At 71.8% G+C, this 24,279-nt stretch carries 21 protein-coding genes; 11 read left to right on the forward strand and 10 right to left on the reverse strand.

The features are described 5' to 3' along the window. Positions 1-69 precede the first annotated feature (69 nt). The 3 genes from AB0N16_RS12950 to AB0N16_RS12960 are packed head-to-tail and all read left to right on the forward strand — an operon-like array spanning position 70 to position 3,776. Complete coding sequence (locus tag AB0N16_RS12950; protein ID WP_365795934.1) at positions 70-2,022, forward strand: dynamin family protein; 1,953 nt, start codon at positions 70-72, stop codon at positions 2,020-2,022. Next, a complete protein-coding gene (locus AB0N16_RS12955; RefSeq protein WP_365795936.1) occupies positions 2,022-3,278 on the forward strand; it encodes a hypothetical protein in 1,257 nt (418 codons plus the stop codon). The genes AB0N16_RS12950 and AB0N16_RS12955 overlap by 1 nt, the downstream gene beginning before the upstream one ends. Before the next feature lie 3 nt (positions 3,279-3,281). Then, positions 3,282-3,776, forward strand: coding sequence for a hypothetical protein (locus tag AB0N16_RS12960; RefSeq protein WP_365795938.1), 495 nt, complete (start codon positions 3,282-3,284; stop codon positions 3,774-3,776). On the opposite strand, the gene AB0N16_RS12965 is transcribed toward AB0N16_RS12960, so the two are convergent. From AB0N16_RS12965 to AB0N16_RS12990, 6 genes are all read right to left on the reverse strand, one after another. Then, the gene (locus tag AB0N16_RS12965) at positions 3,709-4,398 is read right to left on the reverse strand and encodes a Crp/Fnr family transcriptional regulator (protein WP_365795940.1); all 690 of its coding nucleotides are present in this window, start codon (positions 4,396-4,398) and stop codon (positions 3,709-3,711) included. The two genes, AB0N16_RS12960 and AB0N16_RS12965, sit on opposite strands and share 68 nt — an antisense overlap. A 326-nt stretch (positions 4,399-4,724) precedes the next feature. Beyond that, on the reverse strand, positions 4,725-6,041 hold the full coding sequence (locus AB0N16_RS12970) for an RNA polymerase sigma factor (protein WP_365795942.1): 1,317 nt from the start codon (positions 6,039-6,041) through the stop codon (positions 4,725-4,727). 103 nt (positions 6,042-6,144) lie between these two features. Next, positions 6,145-8,052, reverse strand: a complete 1,908-nt coding sequence (gene dnaG / locus AB0N16_RS12975) for a DNA primase (protein ID WP_365795944.1) — start codon at positions 8,050-8,052, stop codon at positions 6,145-6,147. A gap of 125 nt (positions 8,053-8,177) precedes the next feature. Then, a complete protein-coding gene (locus AB0N16_RS12980; RefSeq protein WP_365795946.1) occupies positions 8,178-9,440 on the reverse strand; it encodes an FAD-dependent oxidoreductase in 1,263 nt (420 codons plus the stop codon). A 158-nt stretch (positions 9,441-9,598) separates the two neighbouring features. After that, complete coding sequence (locus AB0N16_RS12985; protein WP_365795948.1) at positions 9,599-10,879, reverse strand: deoxyguanosinetriphosphate triphosphohydrolase; 1,281 nt, start codon at positions 10,877-10,879, stop codon at positions 9,599-9,601. A gap of 201 nt (positions 10,880-11,080) precedes the next feature. Continuing rightward, positions 11,081-11,818, reverse strand: a complete 738-nt coding sequence (locus AB0N16_RS12990; RefSeq protein ID WP_365795950.1) for a sirohydrochlorin chelatase — start codon at positions 11,816-11,818, stop codon at positions 11,081-11,083. A 187-nt stretch (positions 11,819-12,005) separates the two neighbouring features. Here AB0N16_RS12990 and AB0N16_RS12995 point away from each other — a divergent pair, with 187 nt between their 5' ends. Beyond that, entirely contained in the window at positions 12,006-12,704 is a 699-nt protein-coding gene (locus AB0N16_RS12995) for an ElyC/SanA/YdcF family protein (protein WP_365795952.1), read from the forward strand. Positions 12,705-12,763: 59 nt separating this feature from the next. On the opposite strand, the gene AB0N16_RS13000 is transcribed toward AB0N16_RS12995, so the two are convergent. Both AB0N16_RS13000 and AB0N16_RS13005 read right to left on the reverse strand, forming a co-directional pair. After that, positions 12,764-14,146, reverse strand: a complete 1,383-nt coding sequence (locus AB0N16_RS13000; RefSeq protein ID WP_365795954.1) for an AMP-binding protein — start codon at positions 14,144-14,146, stop codon at positions 12,764-12,766. Between the two features lie 243 nt (positions 14,147-14,389). Then, positions 14,390-14,842 carry a gamma-glutamylcyclotransferase family protein gene (locus AB0N16_RS13005; RefSeq protein ID WP_365795956.1) on the reverse strand — a complete coding sequence of 151 codons (453 nt, stop codon included), beginning with the start codon at positions 14,840-14,842 and terminating at the stop codon, positions 14,390-14,392. A gap of 138 nt (positions 14,843-14,980) precedes the next feature. On the opposite strand from AB0N16_RS13005, the gene AB0N16_RS13010 reads away from it, so the two are divergent. Both AB0N16_RS13010 and AB0N16_RS13015 read left to right on the forward strand, forming a co-directional pair. Continuing rightward, complete coding sequence (locus tag AB0N16_RS13010) at positions 14,981-16,624, forward strand: M4 family metallopeptidase (protein WP_365795958.1); 1,644 nt, start codon at positions 14,981-14,983, stop codon at positions 16,622-16,624. A gap of 235 nt (positions 16,625-16,859) precedes the next feature. Then, positions 16,860-17,522, forward strand: coding sequence for a YceI family protein (locus tag AB0N16_RS13015; RefSeq protein ID WP_365795960.1), 663 nt, complete (start codon positions 16,860-16,862; stop codon positions 17,520-17,522). 73 nt (positions 17,523-17,595) lie between these two features. Here AB0N16_RS13015 and AB0N16_RS13020 read toward each other — a convergent pair whose 3' ends face one another. Further along, entirely contained in the window at positions 17,596-18,036 is a 441-nt protein-coding gene (locus AB0N16_RS13020; RefSeq protein WP_365795962.1) for an Imm7 family immunity protein, read from the reverse strand. Between the two features lie 102 nt (positions 18,037-18,138). Here AB0N16_RS13020 and AB0N16_RS13025 point away from each other — a divergent pair, with 102 nt between their 5' ends. The 5 genes from AB0N16_RS13025 (at position 18,139) to nirD (ending at position 23,098) form a co-directional block, all read left to right on the forward strand. After that, positions 18,139-18,663, forward strand: a complete 525-nt coding sequence (locus AB0N16_RS13025) for a hypothetical protein (protein WP_365795964.1) — start codon at positions 18,139-18,141, stop codon at positions 18,661-18,663. Between the two features lie 223 nt (positions 18,664-18,886). After that, positions 18,887-19,510: a class F sortase gene (locus tag AB0N16_RS13030; protein ID WP_365795966.1), complete on the forward strand. Its 624-nt coding sequence runs from the start codon at positions 18,887-18,889 to the stop codon at positions 19,508-19,510. Positions 19,511-19,926: 416 nt separating this feature from the next. Then, positions 19,927-20,130 carry a hypothetical protein gene (locus tag AB0N16_RS13035; protein ID WP_365795968.1) on the forward strand — a complete coding sequence of 68 codons (204 nt, stop codon included), beginning with the start codon at positions 19,927-19,929 and terminating at the stop codon, positions 20,128-20,130. After that, entirely contained in the window at positions 20,130-22,739 is a 2,610-nt protein-coding gene (gene nirB / locus AB0N16_RS13040; RefSeq protein ID WP_365795970.1) for a nitrite reductase large subunit NirB, read from the forward strand. Before AB0N16_RS13035 ends, nirB begins: the two co-directional genes overlap by 1 nt. After that, complete coding sequence (gene nirD, locus AB0N16_RS13045; RefSeq protein WP_365795972.1) at positions 22,736-23,098, forward strand: nitrite reductase small subunit NirD; 363 nt, start codon at positions 22,736-22,738, stop codon at positions 23,096-23,098. Before nirB ends, nirD begins: the two co-directional genes overlap by 4 nt. 173 nt (positions 23,099-23,271) lie before the next feature. Here nirD and AB0N16_RS13050 read toward each other — a convergent pair whose 3' ends face one another. Then, on the reverse strand, positions 23,272-24,210 hold the full coding sequence (locus tag AB0N16_RS13050; RefSeq protein ID WP_365795974.1) for an oxidoreductase: 939 nt from the start codon (positions 24,208-24,210) through the stop codon (positions 23,272-23,274). Positions 24,211-24,279 lie beyond the last annotated feature (69 nt).

Genomic DNA, 24,279 nt, shown 5'->3' on the forward strand with positions numbered 1-24,279 from the left:
TGAACCAGAGCTGATCAGAGTGAATCGGTACGGATCAGAACAGATCAGAACAGAGAGGACGAACGGACCATGAGCACGGAAGAAGGCGGATACGCCGTCGCGGCGGCGCAGCGGCTGCGGCTGACCGGCATCTGCCGCCAACTCGGCAAGATCGCCGAACAGATAGGTGACAGCGGGGCGCAGAGCATGGTGTCCGCCATCCTGGAGCGGATGGACACCGACGCCTTCTACGTGATGGTCGTCGGCGACTTCAAGCGCGGCAAGTCCACCTTCGTCAACGCCCTGCTGGGCGCCCAGGTGCTGCCGGTCAAGGCGGTGCCCGCCACCGCGGTCATCACCGAGGTCAGGTTCGGCGAGGCCCCGGCCGCCCAGCTGTGGAAGGAGGACTCCGTCTCCCCGGAGTCCGTCGCCCCCGAGCGGCTCGTCGACCTCATCACCGTCAACAACAAGGCGCACGACCAGCGCAACCCCTATGTGAAGGCCGAGGTCACCTGGCCGCTGGAACTGTGCCGCAACAACGTGGTGCTGGTCGACTCACCCGGCCTCAACGACCACGAGAGCCGTGACGAGATCACCCTCGGCTACCTCCGCAAGGCCGACGCGGTGATCTTCCTCCAGCATGCCATCGCCCCGATGAGCATGGACGAGTCCCAGTTCCTGACGACGTATCTGGACGCCCACGACCCGTTCTTCGTCTTCACCTACTTCGACGCCATCGACGACCACGAGCGGGAGGACGTCATGGCGGCGGCCCGCCACCGCATCACCGCCCTGCGCGGCGACGAGCGGGACCAGGGCCGGTTCTTCTTCGTGGACGGCAAGACGGCGCTGCGGGCCAGGATCGCCGAGGACCCGGCCGCCTTCCGGTCCTCCGGGGTGGCCGCGCTGGAGACGGCGCTCGAACACTATCTGGCCACCGAACGCCACAAGGTCAAGATCCTCGCCCCGGCCCGTGCGCTGAGCGGCCTCGCCCGTGAACTGGACCGCAACATCCCGCACGAGCTGGCGATGCTGGACTCGCGGAGCGGGGAGCTGGAGCGCCGCTGGGAGGGCGCCCAGCAGCCGCTGCGCGAACTCCAGGCCCAGGCCCGGCAGATCACCATGGAGACCGAGAACCAGACCCGGCAGCTCCAGGAACGGGTGGAGAACCTGCTCGGCGGCTTCCTGGCGGCGGTCGCGGACGAGGCCCCGGTCGTCGCGGCCGACGTCCCCCTCACCACCAAGCTCGGGATGAACCCGCTCAAGCTCAAGGAGCGTGTCGAGCAGATCGCCGGGGAGATCGCCGCGGGCACCGCCAAGCGGATCGAGGAGAAGGTGGCCCAGTGGGTGGCGGGCTCCCTGGAACCGGTGATCGCCCAGGACCTGGAGAAGCTCGCCGAGCGGATGAACACCGAACTGGGTTCCTTCGAGGCGCGTCTGGACCGGCTGCGGGTCGACCTCACCGGGGTGACCGGTGCCGCCGCGGCCGGTGAGCGTCAGCAGGAGCCGCCGCTGACCCGGTTCCTGGCCGGGGTGGGCGGCTTCGTCCTGGGCGGGGTGGCCGGCGGCATGATGGGCGCGCAGTTCGGCGTCAAGGAGGCGCTGCGCGCGCTGCTGCCGACCATGGCCATCGCCATGGTGTGGCTGTTCACCCCGTTCGGGCTCCCCACGCTGATCGCCGGGCTGGTCATCCAGGGCATCGTGCAGAGCAACATGGCGGGCGGCCGGCTGGAGACCAGGATGCGGGAGGCCGTGGGCCGGGAGATGGCCACCCAGATCCGGCTGGAGGCGCCCAAGCAGGCCCGCATCGCCGCCAAGTCCTTCGTGGACACGACCATGCGGCCCATCACGGAGGCCGTCAACAGCGGGCTGTCCTCCCGGATCGAGGAACTGACCCGCAGTGTGGCGACGGCCCAGGAGACCCGGGAACAGGGCGCGGAGGCGGTCGAACAGCGCCGCACCGAACTCAAGCAGCTGGAGGAGCAGCTGCGCCGCACCGGGGTGGAACTCGACGACGTGGTGGACGACCTGGTGAGGATGTGATGGCCCGTTACCGCAGACGGCTGTGCCTGGCGGTGGACCTGCGCCACTACAGCCGCCACACCTACCCCGAGCAGCAGGACGCCCAGTACCGGCTCCGGCTCGTGGTCGAGCACGCGCTGCGCCGGGCCCGGGTCCTGCGGGTGCGGGCGCAGCAGCAGCTCCAGGGCGACGGCCAGCTGGTCGTCTTCCCGGCGGGGGTCGACGTCGTACGCGCGGTCCCCGCGCTGGTCCTCGGGCTGCGCGACGGCCTCTTCCAGGCGAACCGGGCGCCCGGGCTGTTCGGCCGGCTGCGGATGCGGGCCAGTATCGGCCAGGGGGCGATCTCCCGGGCCGACCGGGGTTACCTGGGTGACTGCGTGGTGCTGGTGAACCGGCTGGTCGACTCCGGTCCGGTGCGGCACGCGCTGGAAGCGGACCCCGCCAGCGACCTGGCGCTCGCCGTCTCGGACGGCATCTACCGGGACGTGATCCTGCCCCAGGCCAACGGGCTGTCGGCGGACGAGTTCCGCCGTGTCGACGTGGTCCTCCAGGACAAGGACTTCACGTCGAGTGCCTGGCTGCACGTGCCGAGGTCGGCTCCGGCCCGGGACCTGGGGGCGGAGCAGGTGATCTGGGGTCACTCGCCGGGCCGTACCGCCCTGCGGGAGTTCGTGGTCCCGGCGCTGGGCGCGGCACATCTCGCGGCGACGGTGGTCTCGCAGAGCAGGACGCTGCGCGAGTGGGTGCTGCCGGGCGACCACACCGCAGCCCCGGCGACCATGTCAGCCCCGGCGACCATGTCGGCGGCCACCGACCCCGACTTCGACGGCCCGGACGAGGAACGGCAGGGGGAGCCGTACCAGGGGGCCGGGCACCATGCGGACCACGGCGACCAGCGGGACCACGGGGGCGGACATGCCGGGCAGCACGCGGACCCGCACCACACAGACCCGCACGACGGGCACCACTCCGACCCCTACGACCCGCACGACGGGCACCACTCCGACCCCTACGACCCGTACGACGGGCACCACTCCGACCCCTACGACCCGCACGACGGGCACCACCCGGATCCGTACCACCCGGATCCCCGTCTCCCCGATCCGCACCACCCGGACCCCTACCACCACGACCCGGGCCACTCCGACCCCGGACATCCTCTGGGTGATCCGTTCCACCCCCATGCCACGGACGCCACGGACGCCACGGACGCCACGGACGCCACGGGGGGCCATCACCACTTCCATCTGCCCGACTTCCCTCACGGTGGGCACTGAGCGATGACCGAACACGAGCGAACGGCGCAGGACCTGACCGCGGCGGTCGCGGCGCTGACCTCCTTCCAGCTGGTCACGCAGCAGGCGGACGCGAAGGCGGGCACGATGGTGACGGTGCATGTCGGGCTCGCCGCCGTCATCGCCACCCGGATCGGGGACCTCGGCACCCCGGCCCCGACCGCACCGCTGGCCGTGCTCTTCTGGCTGGCCACCCTCGGCTACGGGCTCGCCTTCGTCATGTCCGGCTATCTGCTGGTGCAGGTGATCCGGCCGCGCAAGGCCGGGCTGGCCGCGTCCAACCGGTTCTCGCTGGACGCGGCCGAGGGCGGCGGGGCCGACCCGGATCGGCAGCCGGGGACCGAGCTGTGGGAGACGGCCAACGCCATCGCCCGGATCGCCGAGCTGAAGAACCGTTATGCGGCCCGCGCCGTCATCTGGGTCTCCGCGATGGTGCTGGCGGCGGCTTCCTGGCTGGTCCTGGCAGGGGCGACACGGTGAGCGGCGAGGTGCCCCAGACCGTGCCGGCGATCCGGCTGAGTTCGGACACGTCCCGTACCAGGATCCGCCGGTAGCCCGTCTCTATGACCGACTGCTGGCGCAGGGACCGTAACACCCGGTGCACGCTCGGCTCGGAGGCGCCGACCAGCTCCGCCAGTTCGGGCTGGGTCAGTGCCACGCCTATGGAGATGCCGGTGTCCCCGGCCCGGCCGTAGATCCGGGCGAGTTCCCCCAGCACCCGGGCCACCCGCGTCGCGACCGCGCAGCTGCCGAACTCCTGGCGGCGTCGGGTCGCCCAGCGGAGCTTCCCCGCCACGGCCCGCATCACGGCCTGGGCGGCGTCGTCGTAGAGCGCCAGGAAGGCGAGGAACTCCTGGCTGCTGATCCGGTTGGCGACGCCCGTGCCGGACGCCACGACGGTGGCGACCCTGGGCTGGTCGTCGAAGCAGGCGAGTTCGCCGACGATGTCGCCGCCGGCCCGGACCGCCAGCAGCGCCTCCCGGTTGTCCTCCGTCATGGCCAGCACCTTGAACCAGCCGCTGAGCAGCAGGAACATATGCGAGCCCGATTCCCCCTCGCGCATCAGCCGTTCGCCGCCGGTGAAGCGCGTCGGCCGTCCCAAGGAGATCAGATGGTCGCGCGTCGGTGCCGAGAGTTCGCCCAGCAGGCTGCTGGCCGGCCAGGGATTCCTCTCCGCCCTCAGGGCGGATGCACTGCGCGCAGCCCCAGACGCCATAATCGAGCCCCCCTCGAATTGCCGTTCGTTTTCGGACACAGCGCCGGATTTCATTATGTGACGCTTATAACCGCCCTGTTCAGGAATTTGATTTTTTGCGCAAGCGTGATGCCGCGTGACACCACGGACGGGAAGACCCCACCCGGACGGGTGGGGTCTGGGACCGCTGCCGGGGGCGGCGGGGTGGCTGAAGGGCGGCGAGGTGGCGGGGCTCAGTCCAGGTAGCCCCTCAGCTGGTCCGCGAAGGCGTGGTCCCGGAGCTTGTTGAGGGTCTTCGACTCGATCTGGCGGATCCGTTCCCGTGTCACGCCGAAGATGCGCCCTATCTCCTCCAGCGTCCGCGGGCGGCCGTCGGCCAGGCCGTACCGCAGTTGTACGACCTTCCGCTCCCGCTCCCCCAGCGTCGACAGCACCGCCTCCAGGTGCTCGCGCAGCAGCAGGAACGCGGCCGACTCCACCGGGCTCGCGGCGTCGCCGTCCTCGATGAGGTCGCCGAGGGCCACCTCGTCCTCCTCGCCGACGGGGGCGTGCAGGGAGACCGGTTCCTGGGCGAGGCGGAGCACCTCGCCGACCCGCTCCGGCGCCAGGTCGAGGTGGGCGGCGACCTCCTCGGGCGTCGGCTCGTAGCCCCGTTCCTGGAGCATCCGGCGCTGGACGCGCACGACCCGGTTGATGAGTTCCACGACGTGCACCGGGACCCGGATGGTGCGGGCCTGGTCGGCCAGGGCGCGGGACATGGCCTGGCGGATCCACCAGGTCGCGTAGGTCGAGAACTTGTAGCCGCGCGCGTAGTCGAACTTCTCGACGGCGCGGATCAGGCCCAGATTTCCCTCCTGGACCAGGTCGAGCATGGTCAGGCCGCGGCCGACGTACCGCTTGGCCACCGACACGACAAGCCGCAGGTTGGCCTCGATGAGGCGGCGCTTGGCCATGCGGCCCATGACGACCAGCCGGTCGAGGTCGAGGGCCAGCTCGCTGTCGAGGTCCGGGGCGCTGCCCAGCTTCTCCTCGGCGAACAGGCCGGCCTCGACTCGGCGGGCGAGTTCGACCTCCTCGGCGGCGGTGAGCAGCGGGATACGGCCGATCTCGCGCAGGTACTGCCGGAACAGGTCGGAGGAGGGGCTGCCGTTGTCGACGCGGGCGACGGCGGCCGGCTCGGGCTCCGGCTCGGTCTCGGGCTCGGACTCCGGGGCGTCGGCCGCGAGGTCCTCCACGGCCGGGCCCTCGGCCTCCGCCGGCCGCTCCGTCTCCGTCTCGGGGTGGAGCGCGACACGGCTCTGCGGTGGTACGCCGGCGTAGACGTCGGCGTCGGCCTCCGGCTCGTCCGTGAGCGTGCTGTCGGTCTGGGTCAGGGTCTGGGTCTGCACGGGGGCGACCTCCAGGATGATCGCTGCCAGGGGGTACGGCAGCGGTACTTCGGGGACGGAGACGACGGCCTCGCCGCTGTCCGTCCCGTACGCGATGAGTGGAACGGCGGGGGTGTGGGACCCGTCCGGGACAGGCCGGCCGCGCTCCGAGGACTCAGGCACCGCCCCCAGTGTGGGGTAAGACACATCGCCGCCACGAGGGGCGTGCGGTGACTTTTTGCGTCCGGTCCGTGACCGCGTGGTTATCCTGTCGGCCGCTCGAAGCTCACAGAGCGGCGACGCCGCGCTCGCGCAGCGCCTGACCGTACTGCTGGAGAACCCACAACTCGTTCTGCACGGCGGCGAGTTGGGCCGGGTCGCCACCGCTGCCGAGGCGGGTGAGGGTGATCTGGATCTCGTGGATACGGCGGTCCACGGCCCGGCGGCGGACGGTCACGAGTTGCTCGCCCGCGTAGTTCTCGTCGACCGTGCGGCGCATGATCGCCTCGACGGCGAGTTCGGTGACCATCGCGCGGACCGTGTCGTCGGGGGCCGCCTCACGCACCCGGACCAGGTACTCCTGCGGGTCCTGCACACCCCACTCGGAGCCGCCCGCCTCCATGATGGTCTGGCGTACGGCCGCGTACGGCGCGGCGGTGAACTCGTCGACGCCGTACGCGTCGAACGCCGGGGAGACCAAGTCGGGCCGCTGGAGGGCGAGTTTCAGCAGCTCGCGCTCGGTGGCGTAGACGGCGTTGCGCAGATTGAGGGCGGGTCCCGAGACGGCCGGGCGCGAGCCGCCGGTGTCGTACGACGGCTGCTGCGGGCCGCGCGCCGGGGCGGGCCCCCTGCCGCCCTTGTCACGTGCCCAACGGGCCAGCTGGGCCACCCTCTTGACCACGAACTGGGTGTCGAGGATGCCGAGCATGCCGGCCAGTTCGACGGCGACCTCGTGCTGGGCGCCGCTGTTCTTGATCCGGGCGACGATCGGTGCGGCCTCGTCCAGGGCGGCCGCGCGGCCCGCCGGGGTGTCCAGGTCGTAGCGGGCCACGATCTGGCGGAGTGCGAACTCGAAGAGCGGGGTGCGGGGTTCGGCCAGGTCGGCGACCGCCTCGTCACCCTTGGCGAGGCGCAGCTCGCAGGGGTCCATGCCGTCCGGCGCGATGGCGATGTACGTCTCGGCGGCGAACTTCTGGTCGTCCTCGAAGGCGCGCAGGGCGGCCTTCTGACCGGCCGCGTCACCGTCGAAGGTGAAGATCACGCGGGCGCTGCCGTTGTCCATCAGCAGCCGGCGGAGGATCTTGATGTGCTCGCCGCCGAAGGCCGTGCCGCAGGTCGCGATCGCGGTGGTCACCCCGGCCAGATGGCAGGCCATGACATCCGTGTACCCCTCGACCACGACCGCGCGGCTGGACTTGGCGATGCTCTGCTTGGCGAGGTCGATGCCGTACAGGACCTGGGACTTCTTGTAGATCGCGGTGTCGGGCGTGTTGAGGTACTTGGGCCCGTTGTCCGCCTCGTACAGCTTGCGGGCGCCGAAGCCGACGACCTCGCCGCCGATGTCCCGGATCGGCCACATCAGCCGTCCCCGGAACCGGTCGATGGGCCCGCGCCGCCCCTCCTGCGACAGCCCCGACAGCAGCAGTTCCTTGTCGGTGAAGCCCTGGCCGCGCAGATAGCGGGTGAGGTGGTCCCAGCCCTGGGGGCTGTAGCCGACACCGAAGTGGACGGCGGCGGCCTGGTCGAAGCCGCGCTCGGCGAGGAAGAGGCGGCCGGTCTCGGCCTCGGGGCTGGTGGCGAGCTGTTCCGCGTACCAGACGGCGGCGATCTTGTGCGCCTCGACCAGCCGGATCCGCTCACCGCGCTGGTGGGAGGGGTTGTACCCGCCCTCCTCGTACCGCAGGGTGATGCCGGCCAGCCCGGCCAGCCGCTCGACCGCCTCCGAGAAGGAGAGGTGGTCCACCTTCATCACGAAGGTGATGGTGTCGCCGCCCTCCTGGCAGCCGAAGCAGTGGAAGAGTCCCTTGCTCGGGCTGACCTGGAAGGACGGCGACTTCTCGTCGTGGAACGGGCAGAGTCCCTTGAGGTTCCCGCCGCCCGCGTTGCGCAGCTGGAGGTACTCGGACACGACGGCGTCGATCGGGACCGCGTCCCGGACCGCCTTCACATCCTCGTCATTGATCCGTCCTGCCACGGATGAATTCTACGGGGGTCCCATGACAACTCCGTCGAGCTGGAGCGCCCCTTAAGGGGCGCGGGGAACTGCGCGAGCAACCCCCACGCACCCGCACCCGCGACCCGACGGATCCCGGCAGCCCCCTAGGCGAGCGATTCCAACGGCACATGAGGATTCGCCAGCGCATCGGTGTCCACCACGACCCCCGAAACGACCAGCTTCTGGATCGGCTCTGTGACATCCCACACGTTCACGTTCATCCCGGCCAGCACCCGCCCCTCCTTCAGCCAGAACGCGATGAACTCCCGCTTGCCCGCGTCCCCCCGGATGACGACCTCGTCGTACGACCCGGCCGGCGCCCATCCGCTGTACTCCATCCCGAGGTCGTACTGGTCGGAGAAGAAGTAGGGCACCCGGTCGTAGGGCACGTCATGCCCCAGCATCGAGCGCGCCGCCGCCGGACCGCCGTTCAGCGCGTTGGCCCAGTGCTCCACCCGCAGCCGGGTGCCGAACCGGGCGTGCGGGAAGGAGGCCACGTCACCGGCCGCGTAGATGTCGGGGTCGGACGTCCGCAGCCGTTCGTCGACGACGATGCCCCCGCCGTGCGCCCGGTCGGCGATCTCCAGCCCGGCCGCCTCGGCGAGCCCGACCCGCGGCGCCGCGCCGATCGCCGCGAGCACGTCGTGCGCCGGGTGCTCCTCGCCGTCGTCGGTGCGGGCGGCGAGCACCATGCCGTCCTGCCCGACGATCTCGGTGAGCTGTACGCCGAAGCGGAAACGGACCCCGTGCTCCTGGTGCAGCTGGGCGAAGACGTTGCCCAGCTCGGGCCCGAGCACGCCGTGCAGCGGGGTCGGCCCGTGCTCGATGACGGTGACCTCGGCGCCGTACGTCCGGGCCGCCGCCGCGACCTCCAGCCCGATCCAGCCGGCACCCGCGATGACGAGGTGCCCGTTGTCCCGGCCGAGGGCGGCGAGGACGCCCTTGAGGCGCTCCGCGTGCGCGAGGCGGCGCAGGTGGTGGACGCCGGCCAGGTCGGTGCCGGGAACGTCGAGGCGGCGGGGCTCGGCGCCGGTGACGAGCAGCAGCTTGTCGTAGCGGACGATCGTGCCGTCGTCGCCGAAGCGGACGGTCCTGGCGGCGCGGTCGATCCGGTCCACGGTCTGGCCGAGGTGCAGCTCGATGTCGTTCCGCGCGTACCAGGCGGGCTCGTGCACGAAGACGCTGTCGCGCTCCTCCTTGCCGAGCAGATAGCCCTTGGAGAGCGGCGGCCGCTCGTACGGGTGGTCGCGTTCGTCGCAGATCAGTATCACCCGGCCGGTGAAGCCCTCGGCTCGGAGCGTCTCGGCCGCCTTCGCGCCGGCGAGTCCGCCACCGACGATGACGAATGTCTGGTCCGCGTCGACCACTTGATGCCTCCTCGTAAGGGTGCCGCCACATATGCCACCCACATGCGCCGCACTGTGAGCCTCCCGCACGCAGCGTGATGCGGGAAGAGGGAGTGCCCCCCGCTGACACGATCATGACTCGTTCAGGCCACGAGGAGTCACAGAGGGTCACAAAGTGTTCACGTACGCCCCGTCAGCCTCGCATGCGACGACCGCGCGGAGGCGTCGGTGAGCGAGGCGATCTGGTCGACGATCACGCGTTTGCGGGCGTGGTCGTCGTCCGCCGCGTCGAACAGCGCCCGGAACTGCGGGTCGAGGCCGTCGGGGGCGCGCCGGGTCAGCGCCTCGGCGAGTTCGGCGACTACGACCCGCTGATCGGCGCGGATCCGCTCCTGTTCGGCACGCTGCATGACGTAACGGTGCGCGATCGCCTTCAGCACCGCACACTCCATCCGGGCCTCGCGCGGTACGACGAGTTCGGCGCCGTAGCGGGTGAGCCGGGCGGTGCCGTACCTCTCGCGGGTGGCGGCCTCCGCGGCCAGGCAGAAGCGGCCGATGAGCTGGCTGGTGGCGTCCTTGAGGCGGGCCTGGGCCACCGCGGTGCCGTCGTAGCCGTGCGGCCACCACTCCTCGTCCTGGAGCCGGTCGAGGGCGGCGGCGAGTTCGGCGGGGTCGGTGCCGGCCGGCACGTATCTGCCGACGGCGACCGCGTAGACCTCCTGCCGTTCCGGCTCGGCGTGCAGGCAGTTGGGGTCGATGTGGCCGGCGTGCAGGCCGTCCTCGACGTCGTGCACGGAGTAGGCGACGTCGTCGGACCAGTCCATGACCTGCGCCTCGAAGCAGGTGCGGGTGCCGGGGGCCTCCTTGCGGACCCAGTCGAAGACCGGGCGGTCGTCCTCGTACACACCGAACTTCGGGGACGCCGGGTCGGTGGGGTGCGCGCCGCGCGGCCACGGGTACTTGGTGGCCGCGTCCAGGGCGGCGCGGGTGAGGTTGAGGCCGACGGAGCCCTCGGGAGTGAACCGTTTGGGCTCGATGCGGGTGAGCAGGCGCAGGGACTGGGCGTTGCCCTCGAAACCGCCGCAGTCGTCCGCGAACTCGTTCAACGCCTGTTCGCCGTTGTGACCGAAGGGCGGGTGGCCGAGGTCGTGGGAGAGACAGGCGGCCTCGACGAGGTCGGGGTCGCAGCCGAGGGCGGCGCCCAGCTCCCGGCCGACCTGGGCGCATTCGAGGGAGTGGGTGAGGCGGGTGCGGGGGCTGGCGTCCCACATCTGGCTGGGGTTGCCGGGGGTGACGACCTGGGTCTTGCCGGCGAGCCTGCGGAGCGCCCCGCTGTGCAGGACGCGGGCGCGGTCCCGCTGGAAGGCGGTGCGGCCGGGGCGCTTGTCGGGTTCGGGAGCCCAACGGTCGGCTGACGCCGGGTCGTAGGCCGAGGCGGGTGCGGGTGCGGGGACTGCCATGGTTCGACAGTACGGGGCGATAGTGACAAACGGGTGCTTGGTGCGCCCAGCATGGGGGGGTCGGGTCGGTCGGGTCCGGTGCGCGAGTGCGGGTGTGTGTGGGGGGGCTGGTCGCGCCGGCGCGGTGGAGCCGCATATCGGCACGGCCCGCGCCCCTGAAGGGGCGCGTCACACACCCGCGTCTGCCGGGCGCGGCCCCCCTTACGCGGCCGCGGTCACCGGCTGCGTTTCCCGTGCCCGCTCGTACCGGTGCAGGATCAGGCCGGCCATCGCGTCGTGGGCTCCCAGTGGGGCCGATGCCAGCCATGGCGCCTGGGCCGCGCACTCTGCGGCGAAGCGGCCGGGGGCCGTGAAACAGGACGCCACGGCGATGTGGCGGCGGCCCCTCGCACGCAGGGCGTGCACCGCGTCCGCGACCGTGGGGCTGGCCGCGGAGGCGTAGCCGGGGAGGACCGGGACGCCCAGGCGGGCCGACAGGAGGCGGGCCGTCCGCTGCGTGTCGAGCCTGGACTCGGGGTCGCGGGAACCCGCCGCCGCCAGCACGACGGCGCTCGCGGGGCGCTGGCGCCAGCCGGCCTCCAGCAGGCGGGCGTGCAGGGTGTCGACGAGCAGGGGGTGCGGGCCGAGGGGGCCGGCGATGCGCGTGGGCGCCTGCGCTGCCGCCGCCATCTCGGGGATGTCCCGCTTGACGTGGTAGCCACGACCGAGGAGGAGTGGGACCAGGACGGCCGGGGTGTCACCGAGGGCCGCGAGGGTGTCCGGGAGCAGCGGCTCGTTCAGCTCGATGTGCCCGAGGTGCACGGACAGCTCGGGGCGCAGCTCGCGCACCCGGTCCATCAGGGCCCGTACGGTGCTGAGCGCACGCGGGTCACGGCTGCCGTGGGCCACCAGGACCAGGGCGGGCGGGCCGGGGCGCGGAGGGAGTTCGGACACGGTCATAGGGGGATCCTCGCCGGACGGGATTGCACCCCCGTTGCCTGACGGTCACGGGAGTTTTCGTACGCTTCACGGCACGAGTCCGGCCGCTGTGAGCGAACCGGAACGCCTCGGCCCGCGTCCTCCAAGGTCGGAGCCGCCGGGGGACGGCCACGGGGAAGCCGAGGAGAAGTCGAGGGGGAGCAACCGTATGAAGATCCGCCGACCGCGTCTGCCGCGCACCCGTACCGGCAGACGGCGCCTGGTGCAGGGCGTGATGGCCGGCTGCGTGCTGGCACTGCTGCCGGTCACCTGGCTGTACGTGTCGACGGCCGACCGGCTGCGCACGGCGGCGGACGTACCCCGCACCGACGTCGCGGTCGTCTTCGGCGCGGGCCTGTGGGACGGCGAGCCGTCGCCGTACCTCGCCCACCGCCTGGACGCGGCGGCGAAGCTGTACCGGGAGGGCCGTATCAAGGTCGTCCTCGTCACCGGCGACAACAGCCGGAAGGACTACGACGAGCCGGACGCCATGCGCACGTACCTCACCGAGCACGGGGTACCGGCCAAGCGCATCGTCAGCGACTACGCCGGCTTCGACACCTGGGACTCCTGCGTCCGCGCGAAGAAGATCTTCGGCGTGGACCGGGCGGTACTGATCAGCCAGGGTTTCCACATCCGGCGCGCGGTGGCGCTGTGCGAGGCGGCGGGGGTCGAGTCGTACGGGGTCGGGGTCGAGGACAAGCACGACGCGACCTGGTACTACGGCGGGACGCGGGAGGTCCTCGCGGCGGGCAAGGCGGCCCTGGACGTGCTCTTCGAGCCGAACCCCCAGTTCCTCGGCAGGAAGGAACCGGGGGTCACGAAGGCCTTGGCCGCGGCGACCGGCCAGACCCGCCGGTCTGGTTAGTCCGGTCACGCCGGTCACGCCGGTCACGCCGACCAGATCGTCGGGGCCCACCGGCCCAGTCAGGAGCGCTGGGCAGCCTCGGCGTACGCGGCCGCAGCCCTGGCCGTGGCCGTGGCCGTGGCCGTGGCCGAGGTCGTAGCCGTGGCCGTGGTCGAGGTCGTGGCCGGTTGGTGTGGGTGGCTGCCGGTGGTGTGGGGGCGGGACGCGTGGGGCTCGGGTCGGTCTTCGGCGGCGCGGCCGAGGTGTTCGAGGCCGCCGTCGGAGGTCCAGCGGCCGAGCGTCCCGGTGCGGAGCATGGCGCGGCCCTCCCCGAGGAACGGATCGGGCGCGTACCGCCCGGCGCTCGGCCCGCCGTCGCCGAGGTGCCCCGCCGGCACGCAGTCGCCGCCCGCCCACACCTCGCCGGTCTCGCCGACGGGCAGCGGCCGGCGGTCGGCGTCCAGGACGTACACCGTGGTGTTGGCGACGGGGCGGCCGGCGGCCGGTCGCCCGGCGGCCGGGTCGTGGCGGCCCATGGTGCTGACGACGGTCGCCTCGGCCGGACCGCGGCAGTCGAAGAGGGCGGCCTGTCGCGACCAGCGGTCGGCCAGCGGACGCGGCGGGCCCGGCTCCCCGGCTACGGCGACCGTGCGCACCCGCGGGCAGGCGGCTGGGTCGATGCCGGACAGCACGGCCGGGGTGGCGATCAGGACGGTCGCGGTGCCGGCCGCGCCGGCGGGGTCCGTGCCGCGGATGACCAGGGTGGCGCCGCGGGTGAGGCAGCCGAGGATCTCCCAGGCGGCCAGGCCGGAGGCGATACCGAGGAGTTGGGCCACCCGGTCGCCGGGGCGGATGCCGAGGCCGCCGGGTTGGGTGAGCAGCAGGTTGGTGACGTTGCGGTGGGTGACCTTCACGCCTTCGGGGCGGCCGGCGGCGAAGAGGACGTGGCAGCCGTCGTCGGGGTGCGGGGGCACGACCATGGCGGCCCGCTGGTACGGCACGGGGTCGTCGAGGGCGATGAGCCGGTGGCCGCCGGGGAGCGGGATGCGCGGGGCGTGTTCCTTCTGGGTGAGGATCACCCGGGTGCGGGCGGTGCGGATGACGGGGCCGAGCCGCTCCGGGGGCGTGCGGCCGATGTCCTGGGGGACGTAGGCGGCGCCCGCCTTGAGGACGGCGAGCAGGCCGACCAGCATCGGGATGGAGCGGCGGGCGAAGAGGCCGACATGGTCGCCGGGCCGGACGCCCTCGCGGACCAGCTGGGCGGCGAGGGCACCGGCGTAGCGGTCGAGTTCGCCGTAGGTGAGGGTCGCGCCGTGGTGTTCGGCGGCGACGGCGTGGGGGTGGGCGATCGCGTGCCGTTCGATCGCGCGGTGGACGAGCGGTTCGTGGACGGGTGCGCTGGGGCCGCGGCCGTACTGCCAGAAGAGGTGCTGGTCGCGGGGGGTGAGGTGACGCAGAGGCATGACTCGGAGACCTCCTGGCTGCATGCGTGTACGTGGGGGGAGGCCGGGTCCGGGTGCGGCGGGGGCCCGGACCGGGCCGTGGAGCGTGATGCCGAACGTCGTACGGGATGGGGCGTGGTGCGCGGAGCTTCGCGAACAGGTGCACGACTGTAGTCCGGCCCCTTGAAGTCTCAACGGTGGCCGATCGGCCAACCCCGGCACGGAACAAGCCACATGGGCCGTACCAGGTCGCCGCGGCCACGGCTACGACGCGGTGGGCCCGCTCAGCCCGCGGGCCAGCCAGTCACCGCCCTCGATACGACGGCCCTCCGCACGCAGCCCCGCGGCCACGGCGGCCCCCGCGAGGTACACCCAGGCCCGGACGGCGGCCCCGTCCCGCCGTCGTACGACGTCCCGCTCCACGCGCACGTACAGACCGTGCGGATCCCCCGGCACGCACTCCTCCAACTCGTCGAGTTCCAGGAGGAGTCGGTCGTACGACTCGGGGCGCGCGGTGACGAGTTCGCCGCGCACGTCCGCGCCGGGTTCCTCGACGGCGTAGGGATAGCCGGGCCCGTCGTACAGCACCGCGCCCGGGAGCCGGCCGGGTTCCTCGGACACGGTCCGGCCCCGCAGGAACAGGTCGTGGTTGACCTCGCCGGGGCGGAGCGTGCCGTAGACGAAGAAAGGGAGGTGGCGGGGGTTCCGGGCGGTCACAGAAAGGATTCTCCACCCCCTCCACCCCCACACACATCTCCATGGAGGCGCTATGGACATGGATTGTCATGGCCTCTTAAATCGCTGAAGTCATCAGCGCCACCCCCACGCCTTTGAGGCGCGTCTCCAAGGAGATCGATGAGCCGGACACGGAACACCCGAGTTTCCCGTCTCGCCACGGCCGGCGTCGCCGCCACCACCGCGACCCTGCTGGCCGCCGCACTCTCCCCCGCCGCCCACGCCGACGCGAGACCGACCCGGGCCACCGCGATCGAGAACGCGGCGCAGGCGCTCGTCCAGTACGCCGGCACCCTCGGACTCACCTCCACCGAGGGCACCAAGGTCCGCGACGTGGTCGTCGACAAGAACGGCACCCAGCACGTCCGTTACGACCGCACCTACCGTCAGCTCCCGGTACTGGGCGGCGACTTCGTCGTCCACCTCAAGGCGGACGGCGCCTACCGCGGCGCCGACCGGGCGACCCGGGGCAAGATATCCCTCGCCTCGATCGTCCCGGACATATCCGCCCCGAAGGCCGCCGACCTCGCGGTGAACGCGCTGCGGGCGGCGAACCTCGGCGACGCGCTGAAGCAGGTGAAGGCCAGGCCGGAGCTGGTCGTCGACGCCCTGCACGGCACCCCGAAGCTGGCCTGGCGCACCAACGCGGTCGGCAAGGACTCGCTCGGCAACCCGGTCGCCCGCACGGTGCTGACCAACGCCCGCACCGGCGCCCAGATCGACGCCTGGGACAGCATCGAGACGGCGACGGGCGACGGCAAGTCGCTGTACAGCGGCACGGTTCCGCTGGAGACGACGCTCTCCGGATCGACGTACAACCTCACCGACCCGACGCGCGGCAACACGTACACGGGCGACGCGGCCAACAAGACGGACCTGTGCATCTTCGGCATCTGCATCGTCCGGGCGCCGTCGACGGTGTTCACCGACGCCGACAACCACTGGGGCACCGGGGCGACTTCGGACCGTTCCTCGGCGGCCGTCGACGCCCAGTACGGCACCAACGAGACCTGGGACTACTACAAGAACGTCCACGGCCGCACCGGCATCGCCGGCGACGGCAAGGGCTCGTACAACCGCGTCCACTACGGCAACAGCTACAACAACGCCTTCTGGGACGACAGCTGCTTCTGCATGACGTACGGCGACGGTGACGGGACCACCTTCGGCCCGCTGGTGGCGCTGGACGTGGCGGGCCACGAGATGACCCACGGCGTCACCTCCAAGACCGCGGCGCTGACCTACTCGGGCGAGTCCGGCGGCCTGAACGAGGCGACCTCCGACATCCTCGGCACACTGGTGGAGTGGTACGCGAACAACCCCTCCGACCCGGGCGACTACCTGATCGGCGAGGAGATCGTCCGCTCCGGATTCGGCAAGGCGGCGCTGCGGTTCATGGACCAGCCGTCGAAGGACGGGAACTCGGCCGACTACTGGAGTTCGTCGGTCGGCAATCTCGACGTCCACTACTCCTCCGGCGTCGCGAACCACTTCGCCTATTTGCTGGCGGAAGGCAGCGGCGCGAAGACCATCAACGGCGTCAGCTACAACTCACCGACGTACAACGGCTCGACGGTGACGGGGATCGGGCGGGACAAGCTGGGGGCCATCTGGTACCGCGCCCTGACGGTCTACATGACGTCCTCGACGAACTACGCGGGCGCGCGGACGGCGACCCTGAACGCGGCGAAGGACCTGTACGGGACGGGGAGCACCGAGTACAACGCGGTGGCCGCGGCCTGGAGCGCGGTGAACGTGAGCTGACCTGCGGTTCGGGACGGCCGCCCCGGCGAACGAACCGGGGCGGCCGTCACATACACCCCAGACAAAGGGGAATAGCACCATTCAAGGAAACACGTGATCCGGGAATACCGAGCACTTCCTGGGTGGATCCCATGGCGATGATGTGCAGTTTCGGTGACCGTATACGGAATTCTCGAACTCCTTTGCCCCGGCACCCACTTGCGACTATTCGCCGAGTCGACTAACTAGATAAATCATGAACTTGTTCAGCCGCCCCCACACGTCCCGCCGCACCCCCACGGTCCCCCCACGCCCGACGGCCGCGTCGGCCTCCCCCACCTCCGCCCCCGTCCTCCTCGACCCCGCCCTCGCCGCCCTCACCGGCGAATGGATCATCGACCCGGCCCACAGCAGAATCGGTTTCTCGGTCCGGCACGCGATGGTGACGACGGTCCGCGGGGCCTTCGCCGAGTACAAGAGCCGCCTCTACTTCGACGGCCGCGACCCGTCCCGCTCCCAGGCGGAGCTGATCATCTCCACGGGGAGTGTCGACACGGGCGTGGAACAACGCGACGCCCATCTGATCGGCCGCGACTTCCTGGACGCGGCGACCCACCCGCGCATGCGCTTCGCCAGCACGGCGGTCCGTCTCAAATCCCCCGACGTCTACGTCATGACCGGGGACCTGACCATCAAGAACACGACGCGCCCGGTGGACTTGGAGCTGACCTACATAGGCAACGTCACGGACCCCTTCGGCTACCAGCGCGTCGGCTTCGACGGCACGACCACCATCAACCGCATGGACTGGGGCCTGTCCTACAACTCCCGCCTGGCGGAGGGTGGCGCGATGGTGAGCGAGACGGTGCGGCTGCAGTTCGACATCGCGGCGATCCGGATGACCCCCGAAGGGGGCTGACGTCGAACTCCCCCGACGCGGGCCGTGCGGCAGGGTGCCCGCCCAAGGCCGGTCCTGGCCGCTGGAAGGCCCTTCAAGGGTGTGGATGCACGGAGACAGCAACGGCCCCGTGCGCCGCGCGGACCGCACCCCCGGCGCCCCTGAACACGCGTACCTCGTTCTCATGGCCCGGATCCCCGTCGGCCCGGACATGACGGAGGGCGTACGAGCCTGGAGCAGTCGCCACCACATGCTCGAACAGGCTCAGAGCATCGGGCGCCGAGCGGTGATGTGGTCGGGCGGGAGTCCTGGACCATACCGTCCAGGCGATTCCGGACGGCCTGCTCCTGCCGCTTCCGTGGACCGCGGCGGTCCACCGGCAGGCCCGCCGGAAGGTCCCCACGACGGGGGTCACCCGTTCACCCCCGGCAGGACCCGCCGTTCGTGTGTTTTTCATACTGGAGTCTTCGTAGGGCCCTTGACCTGCTGGAATTCCCTCGCGACTGCTACCTCGGCCCCTCTTCGTGACACCCATTCAACCCACACCTGACGGAATCTCAGGAAGCGGGCCCGGCCCGTTGGCTTTTACCTCGGAAGAGCAAGGGAGTGAGTGGGACGAGCTCGACGAGGGAGCACCATGCGACGCACTGTCCGTCCGCTGGCCGGGGCCGCGCTCGCCGTGGCCGCGGCCGGTCTCGGCGCCGCGCCGGCGTACGGCGGCAGTACCGGCAGCCTGGACGTCTACCCGTCGACCGCGGCGGCGGGCGCCCAGGTCTCGGTGAACACGGCCGCCTGCGGGGAGAAGTCGTCTGCTGTCGGCGACGCCAGTTCGGTCGGCGCCGGGACGTTCACGCTCGCGCCCAGCGCCCACGAGGACGAGGCGATCGGCCAGTTCCAGGTGCCGCCCAGCGCGCAACCGGGGACGTATGAGATCGTCGCGAAGTGCGCCGAGGGGACCCGGCAGGTGACCGGCGACCTGGTGGTGGCACTGATGCCGGCCGCCGGCGGGCAAGTGCAGCCCCACGGCAGCGTGAAGACGGGGGTCGGTGGTGCTCTGGGCACCGACCCCGTGCAGACCGCGGCGGGTGTGACGGCTCTGGCCGTCGCCGCCGCGGGCGGTACCTGGCTCCTGCATCGCCGGGCGAGAGGCGACGGGATCTGACGGACACCCTCCGCTGTCCGTCCGCCGGTACCGCACATCCCACCCCCTCCGGGTCCGACGCCCCTCGCGGCCCGGAGGGGGTAGGGGGTCAGGTTGGTTAGAGGCTGTCACTTTCGCGAGACCTCCCAGTGTTGTTGGAGGTGGCGCCCCTGCTGCACCGGGACGCTTCCGCTACCCCCTCACCCCCGCGTCAGAAGCTCTGACCTCCGAACAAGGGGTTCGCATGCGCAAGATCGGGGACACCGCGATAGCCGCTGTAACGGTCGTAGCGCTCGGCTCGGGCGTCTGGCTGCTCGGCCCCGGTTTTGGTCCGCACACCGCGCCACCCCAGCCGTCCGCCGCCGAGGGCCGCCCCGACCCCGGCGAGGAACGCCTCGAAGCCCCGGCACTCCCCCCGTCCCCGCCCACCCGTATCCGCATCCCCGAGATCCGGGTGAACGCCCCCCTCATGGGCCTCGCCCTCACCCCCGCCGGCAGCCTCGACGTCCCGCCCGCCGGCAACAAGAACCTCGCCGGCTGGTACGAGTCGGGCACCGCACCCGGCGAGACCGGGACCGCGATCGTCGCCGGCCACGTGGACAACACCGAGGGCCCTGCCGTCTTCTACGACCTCGGCGCCCTCAAGCGCGGCGCGACCATCGAGGTGGACCGGCAGGACAAGACCGTCGCGGTCTTCACTGTCGACGCGGTGGAGGTGTACCAGGCCAGGAACTTCCCCGACGAGAAGGTCTACGGAGCCGCCCGACGCCCCGAGCTCAGGGTGATCACCTGCGGCGGCGGCTACTCCCGGACCACCGGCTACCAGGGAAACGTCGTCGTCTTCGCCCACCTGACGGGAAGCCGCTGACGAACGTCCGCCCAAGGCCGTACCCCAGGCCGTACACCCCGCGTACCCCCGGCCGTACACCCCGCCGCGCCCCCGGCCGCCCGGCCGTACCCCCCGGCCGTACACCCCGCCGCGCCCCCGGCCGCCCGGCCGTACCCCAGGCCGCACACCCCGTCGCGCCCCCGGCCGCCCGGCCGTACCCCTCGCCGTACACCCCGCCGCGCCACCGGCCGTATACCCGGCCGTCCGCCGCCTGCGCGCGCCCCGCAGGACGCCGGGGCGCGCCGCCCGCTCCCCCCGCGTTTCCCCACCTCACAGCGGTCGCCGGCCCGGCCCCAGACCCCTCACATCCCACCCCCACCCCCGAAGAGGGCAGCGTTCCGTGCGGGAAACAGGGGGGATGCGGCCGGGTAACGTCCGCCGCGCACGCTCCTGACATGACCTCGCATACACGTGTGGCGGTGATCGGCGCCGGCCTCGAGACGCACCCCGACGGCCGAGGACGGGACGTGGGCGCACCGCGCTCCCGCGGCCCGCACCACAGCCACGCGACCGGCGAGGCCGAGGCACGCCCCGGCCGCGACGCCGTACCGCTCGCCGTCGCCGCCCCGGGCGCGTTCACCCACGATGGAGGCTCCTGATGACCGCCACCCCGGGGGCCACCCCCACGATCGTGCTCGTCGGCCACGGGATGGTCGGGCAGCGTTTCCTCGAAGCGCTGGCCGAGCGCGGCCTGACCGCCACGCACCGCGTGGTCGTGCTGTGCGAGGAGCCGCGTCCCGCGTACGACCGGGTCGCCCTCACCTCGTACTTCACGGGCACCTCCGCCGACGAACTGTCCATGACCGACATGGAGTTCATCGACACCCACGGCATCGAGCTGTACCTCGGCGACCCGGCGGAGTCGGTCGACCGCGCGGCGCGGAAGGTGACGGCCAGGTCCGGCCGGGTCTTCGGCTACGACACGCTCGTGCTGGCCACCGGCTCGTACCCGTTCGTGCCGCCGGTCCCCCACAAGGACGCCGACGGCTGCTTCGTCTACCGCACGATCGAGGACCTGCTGGCGATCGAGGCGTACGCGAAGTCGAGGGCGACCGTGGGTGCCGTGGTCGGCGGCGGTCTGCTCGGACTCGAGGCGGCGGGCGCGCTGAAGGGGCTCGGACTCACCGCGCACATCGTGGAGTTCGCGCCCCGGCTGATGCCGGTGCAGGTGGACGCGGGCGGTGGCGCGGCCCTGCTGCGCACCATCGAGGAGACGGGCCTGACCGTGCACACGGGCGTGGGCACCCAGGAGATCGTGACGGACGACGCGGGCGCCGTCGTCGGCATGAAGCTGTCCGACGGGACCGAACTCGCCACCGACATGGTGGTGTTCAGCGCCGGGGTGCGGCCGAGGGACCAACTCGCCCGGGACTGCGGACTGTCCGTCGGCGAGCGCGGTGGCATCGCCGTCGACGAGCAGTGCCGTACGGTGGACGACCCCCGGGTGTTCGCGATCGGCGAGTGCGCGCTGGCGGCGGACGGCCGGGTGTACGGCCTGGTGGCGCCCGGGTACGAGCAGGCGGCGACGGCCGCGGCCACCATCGCGCGGGACGAATCCGCCTTCACCGGCGCCGACCTGTCCACCAAGCTCAAGCTGCTCGGCGTGGACGTGGCCTCCTTCGGCGACGCGCACGGCACGACCGAGGGCTGCCTGGACGTCGTCTACTCCGACGCCCGCTCGGGCCTGTACAAGAAGCTGGTCATCGGCCGGGACGGCACGCTGCTCGGCGGCATCCTGGTCGGCGACGCGGACGCGTACGGCACCCTGCGCGCCCTCACCGGCTCGGTGCCGCCCCTCTCCCCGGAGTCCCTGGTGCTGCCGGCCGGTGCGAGCGGCGGCGCCCAGCTCGGCCCGTCCGCGCTCCCCGACGAAGCGGTCGTCTGCTCCTGCCACAACGTCAGCAAGGGCACCATCCGGGGCGCGGTGACCGAGCACTCCTGCACCACCGTGCCGGAGGTGAAGAAGTGCACCAAGGCCGGTACCGGCTGCGGCAGTTGCGTCAAGGTCCTCGGCCAGCTGGTCACGGCCGAGCTGGAGGCGTCCGGCGTCGAGGTCGACAAGGGCCTGTGCGGCTGCTTCGCGCAGACCCGCGAGGAGCTGTACGAGATCGTCCTCGCGCTGCGCGTCAACACCTACCGGGAGCTGCTCGATCGTTACGGCCGGGAGGGTGCCCGGGGCGGCGACGGCTGCGAGGTCTGCAAGCCGGCGGTGGCGTCGATCATCGCCTCCCTCGCCCCGACGATCGGTGCGAGCGGTTACGTCCTGGACGGCGAGCAGGCGGCGCTCCAGGACAGCAACGACCACTTCCTCGCCAACCTCCAGAAGAACGGCTCGTATTCGGTCGTCCCGCGCATCCCCGGCGGCGAGATCACCCCCGAGGGCCTGATCGTGATCGGTGAGATCGCCCGGGACTTCGGCCTCTACACGAAGATCACCGGCGGCCAGCGGATCGACATGTTCGGCGCGCGGGTCGAGCAACTCCCGCTGATCTGGACTCGGTTGGTGGACGCCGGCTTCGAGTCCGGCCACGCGTACGGCAAGGCGCTGCGCACGGTGAAGTCGTGCGTCGGACAGACCTGGTGCCGTTACGGCGTCCAGGACTCGGTCCGCATGGCGATCGACCTGGAGCTGCGCTACCGGGGCCTGCGTTCGCCGCACAAGCTCAAGTCGGCGGTCTCCGGGTGCGCCCGCGAGTGCGCGGAGGCCCAGTCGAAGGACTTCGGTGTCATCGCCACGGCCAACGGCTGGAACCTCTACGTCGGCGGCAACGGCGGCGCCACTCCGCGCCACGCCGACCTGCTCGCCCAGGACCTGACCGACGCCGAACTGGTCCGGCTGATCGACCGCTTCCTGATGTTCTACATCCGTACGGCGGACCGCCTGGAGCGCACGTCGACCTGGCTGGAGCGGATCCCGGGCGGCCTGGACCATGTCCGTGACGTGGTGGTCGAGGACTCCCTCGGCATCTGCGAGGAGCTGGAGTCCCTGATGGCGGCGCACGTCGCCCACTACGCGGACGAATGGGCGTCGACCATCGCCGACCCGGACAAGCTCGCCCGGTTCGTGTCCTTCGTCAACGCCCCCGACACCCCCGACCCGGTCGTCGGCTTCGTGCCCGAGCGCGACCAGACGAAGCCCGACCTGCCCCTGCTCTCGATCGGCCTGCGCCCCGCCGAAGACGTTCTGGAAGGAAGTGCCCAGCGATGACCCTGGCACCCGAGACCACCGAGCTGACGGTCCAACTCCGACTGGACGACGACTGGTTCACGGTCTGCGACCTGAGCCGGCTGACCCCGGGGCGGGGGGTGGCCGCGCTGCTGCCGGACGGCCGCCAGGTCGCCGTCTTCCGTGACCGCGCGGACCGTCTTTACGCGATCGACAACCGCGACCCCTTCGGCGGCGCGGCGGTCCTCTCCCGCGGCCTGACCGGCACCCACCAGGGCCGCCCGTTCGTCGCCTCGCCCCTGCTCAAGCAGCGCTTCGACCTGGTGACCGGCCAGTGCCTGGACGACGAGGGGGTGCGGGTGGCCGCCTACGCGGTACGGACCGCCTTGAGCAGCTCCTGAAGACCACGCTCGCGCTGTCCTCCAGGAGCGGGGCGCGGCACGGCGTGGCGACTGTGCCGGCCCCGGGGGGGGACGCGGCGTCGGTGCTCCTAGGAGTTCAGAGTTCCGTCAGGGTGGCGGCGTTGGAGACCCCGGTCAGAGTTCCTTCAGGGTGGTGGCCTTGGAGACCCCGGTCAGAGTTCCTTCAGGGTGGTGGCGTAGGAGACTCCGGTGAGTCGCTCCGACGCGTCCCAGAGGCGTTGCGCCATGGTGTCGTCGCGGGTCCAGGGTGCGCGCCGGGAGGGGGCCGGGGTGCCGCGCCACATCGCGATCGAGGGCCCGGTGAACGAGTCGGGCCGTACGCCGGGGGCGGTGGCCGCGTACAGCGTGGGCAGCGCCCCGGCCTCGGCGGACTGCGCGAAGACGACGTTCGCGGCCGCCATCACCCGCTCGGCCCCGCGCCGTCCTTCGGCACGGGGACCGGCGGTCTGCAGGTTGGTGGACGCGTACCCGGGATGGGCGGCGGCCGCGACGAGGTCGCCGCCGTGGGCGTCGACGCGCCGGGCCAGCTCGTGGACGAAGAGCAGGTTGGCGGTCTTGGACCGGCCGTAGGCGACCCAACGGCGGTAGCGGCGGGCACTGTTGAGGTCGTCGAGGTCGATGTTGGCGAGGACGTGCATCATGCTGGAGACGGTGACGACCCGGGCCGCGGGGGTGCCCAGCAGGACCGGCATGAGCAGCCCGGTGAGGGCGAAGTGCCCGAGGTGATTGACCCCGAACTGCGTCTCGAAGCCGTCCGCGGTGGTCCCGTACGGCGGCGCCATCACCCCGGCGTTGTTGACGAGGAGATCGAGGCGGCCGTACGGGAACGAACCGGCGAAGTCCCGTACCGAAGCCAGGTCCCCGAGATCGAGCCGCCCGAACTCGATGTGCGCGTCGGGTACTTCGGCGGCCATCCGGTCCCCGGCCTCGTGTCCGCGCGCCTCGCTCCGGCAGGCGAGCACGACCTGGGCGCCCTTGCGGGCCAGCTCCCGCGCGGTGACGTACCCGAGCCCGCTGTTGGCCCCGGTGACGACGGCGACGCGACCGGTGAGATCCGGGATGTCGCCGCTTCTCCAGCCACTGCTGCGCATGAGGGCGCCCTCCACAGGTGGGGGTCCGTGTCGCGGGCAAGCCTAGGACGGGGCACGACAGGACACCGG

It is taken from the genome of Streptomyces sp. NPDC051105, assembly GCF_040682795.1.
Lineage (GTDB): Bacteria > Actinomycetota > Actinomycetes > Streptomycetales > Streptomycetaceae > Streptomyces.

Excerpts from the sequence above, each read along its gene's own strand:
- AB0N16_RS12950 (WP_365795934.1), top strand. The coding sequence starts at position 70 with ATGAGCACGGAAGAAGGCGGATACGCCGTCGCGGCGGCGCAGCGGCTG.
- AB0N16_RS12955 (WP_365795936.1), top strand. The coding sequence starts at position 2,022 with ATGGCCCGTTACCGCAGACGGCTGTGCCTGGCGGTGGACCTGCGCCAC.
- AB0N16_RS12960 (WP_365795938.1), top strand. The coding sequence starts at position 3,282 with ATGACCGAACACGAGCGAACGGCGCAGGACCTGACCGCGGCGGTCGCG.
- AB0N16_RS12985 (WP_365795948.1), bottom strand. The coding sequence starts at position 10,879 with ATGGCAGTCCCCGCACCCGCACCCGCCTCGGCCTACGACCCGGCGTCA.
- AB0N16_RS12990 (WP_365795950.1), bottom strand. The coding sequence starts at position 11,818 with ATGACCGTGTCCGAACTCCCTCCGCGCCCCGGCCCGCCCGCCCTGGTC.
- AB0N16_RS12995 (WP_365795952.1), top strand. The coding sequence starts at position 12,006 with ATGAAGATCCGCCGACCGCGTCTGCCGCGCACCCGTACCGGCAGACGG.
- AB0N16_RS13000 (WP_365795954.1), bottom strand. The coding sequence starts at position 14,146 with ATGCCTCTGCGTCACCTCACCCCCCGCGACCAGCACCTCTTCTGGCAG.
- AB0N16_RS13010 (WP_365795958.1), top strand. The coding sequence starts at position 14,981 with ATGAGCCGGACACGGAACACCCGAGTTTCCCGTCTCGCCACGGCCGGC.
- AB0N16_RS13015 (WP_365795960.1), top strand. The coding sequence starts at position 16,860 with ATGAACTTGTTCAGCCGCCCCCACACGTCCCGCCGCACCCCCACGGTC.
- AB0N16_RS13020 (WP_365795962.1), bottom strand. The coding sequence starts at position 18,036 with ATGGGTGTCACGAAGAGGGGCCGAGGTAGCAGTCGCGAGGGAATTCCA.
- AB0N16_RS13025 (WP_365795964.1), top strand. The coding sequence starts at position 18,139 with ATGCGACGCACTGTCCGTCCGCTGGCCGGGGCCGCGCTCGCCGTGGCC.
- AB0N16_RS13030 (WP_365795966.1), top strand. The coding sequence starts at position 18,887 with ATGCGCAAGATCGGGGACACCGCGATAGCCGCTGTAACGGTCGTAGCG.
- AB0N16_RS13035 (WP_365795968.1), top strand. The coding sequence starts at position 19,927 with ATGACCTCGCATACACGTGTGGCGGTGATCGGCGCCGGCCTCGAGACG.
- nirB (WP_365795970.1), top strand. The coding sequence starts at position 20,130 with ATGACCGCCACCCCGGGGGCCACCCCCACGATCGTGCTCGTCGGCCAC.
- nirD (WP_365795972.1), top strand. The coding sequence starts at position 22,736 with ATGACCCTGGCACCCGAGACCACCGAGCTGACGGTCCAACTCCGACTG.
- AB0N16_RS13050 (WP_365795974.1), bottom strand. The coding sequence starts at position 24,210 with ATGCGCAGCAGTGGCTGGAGAAGCGGCGACATCCCGGATCTCACCGGT.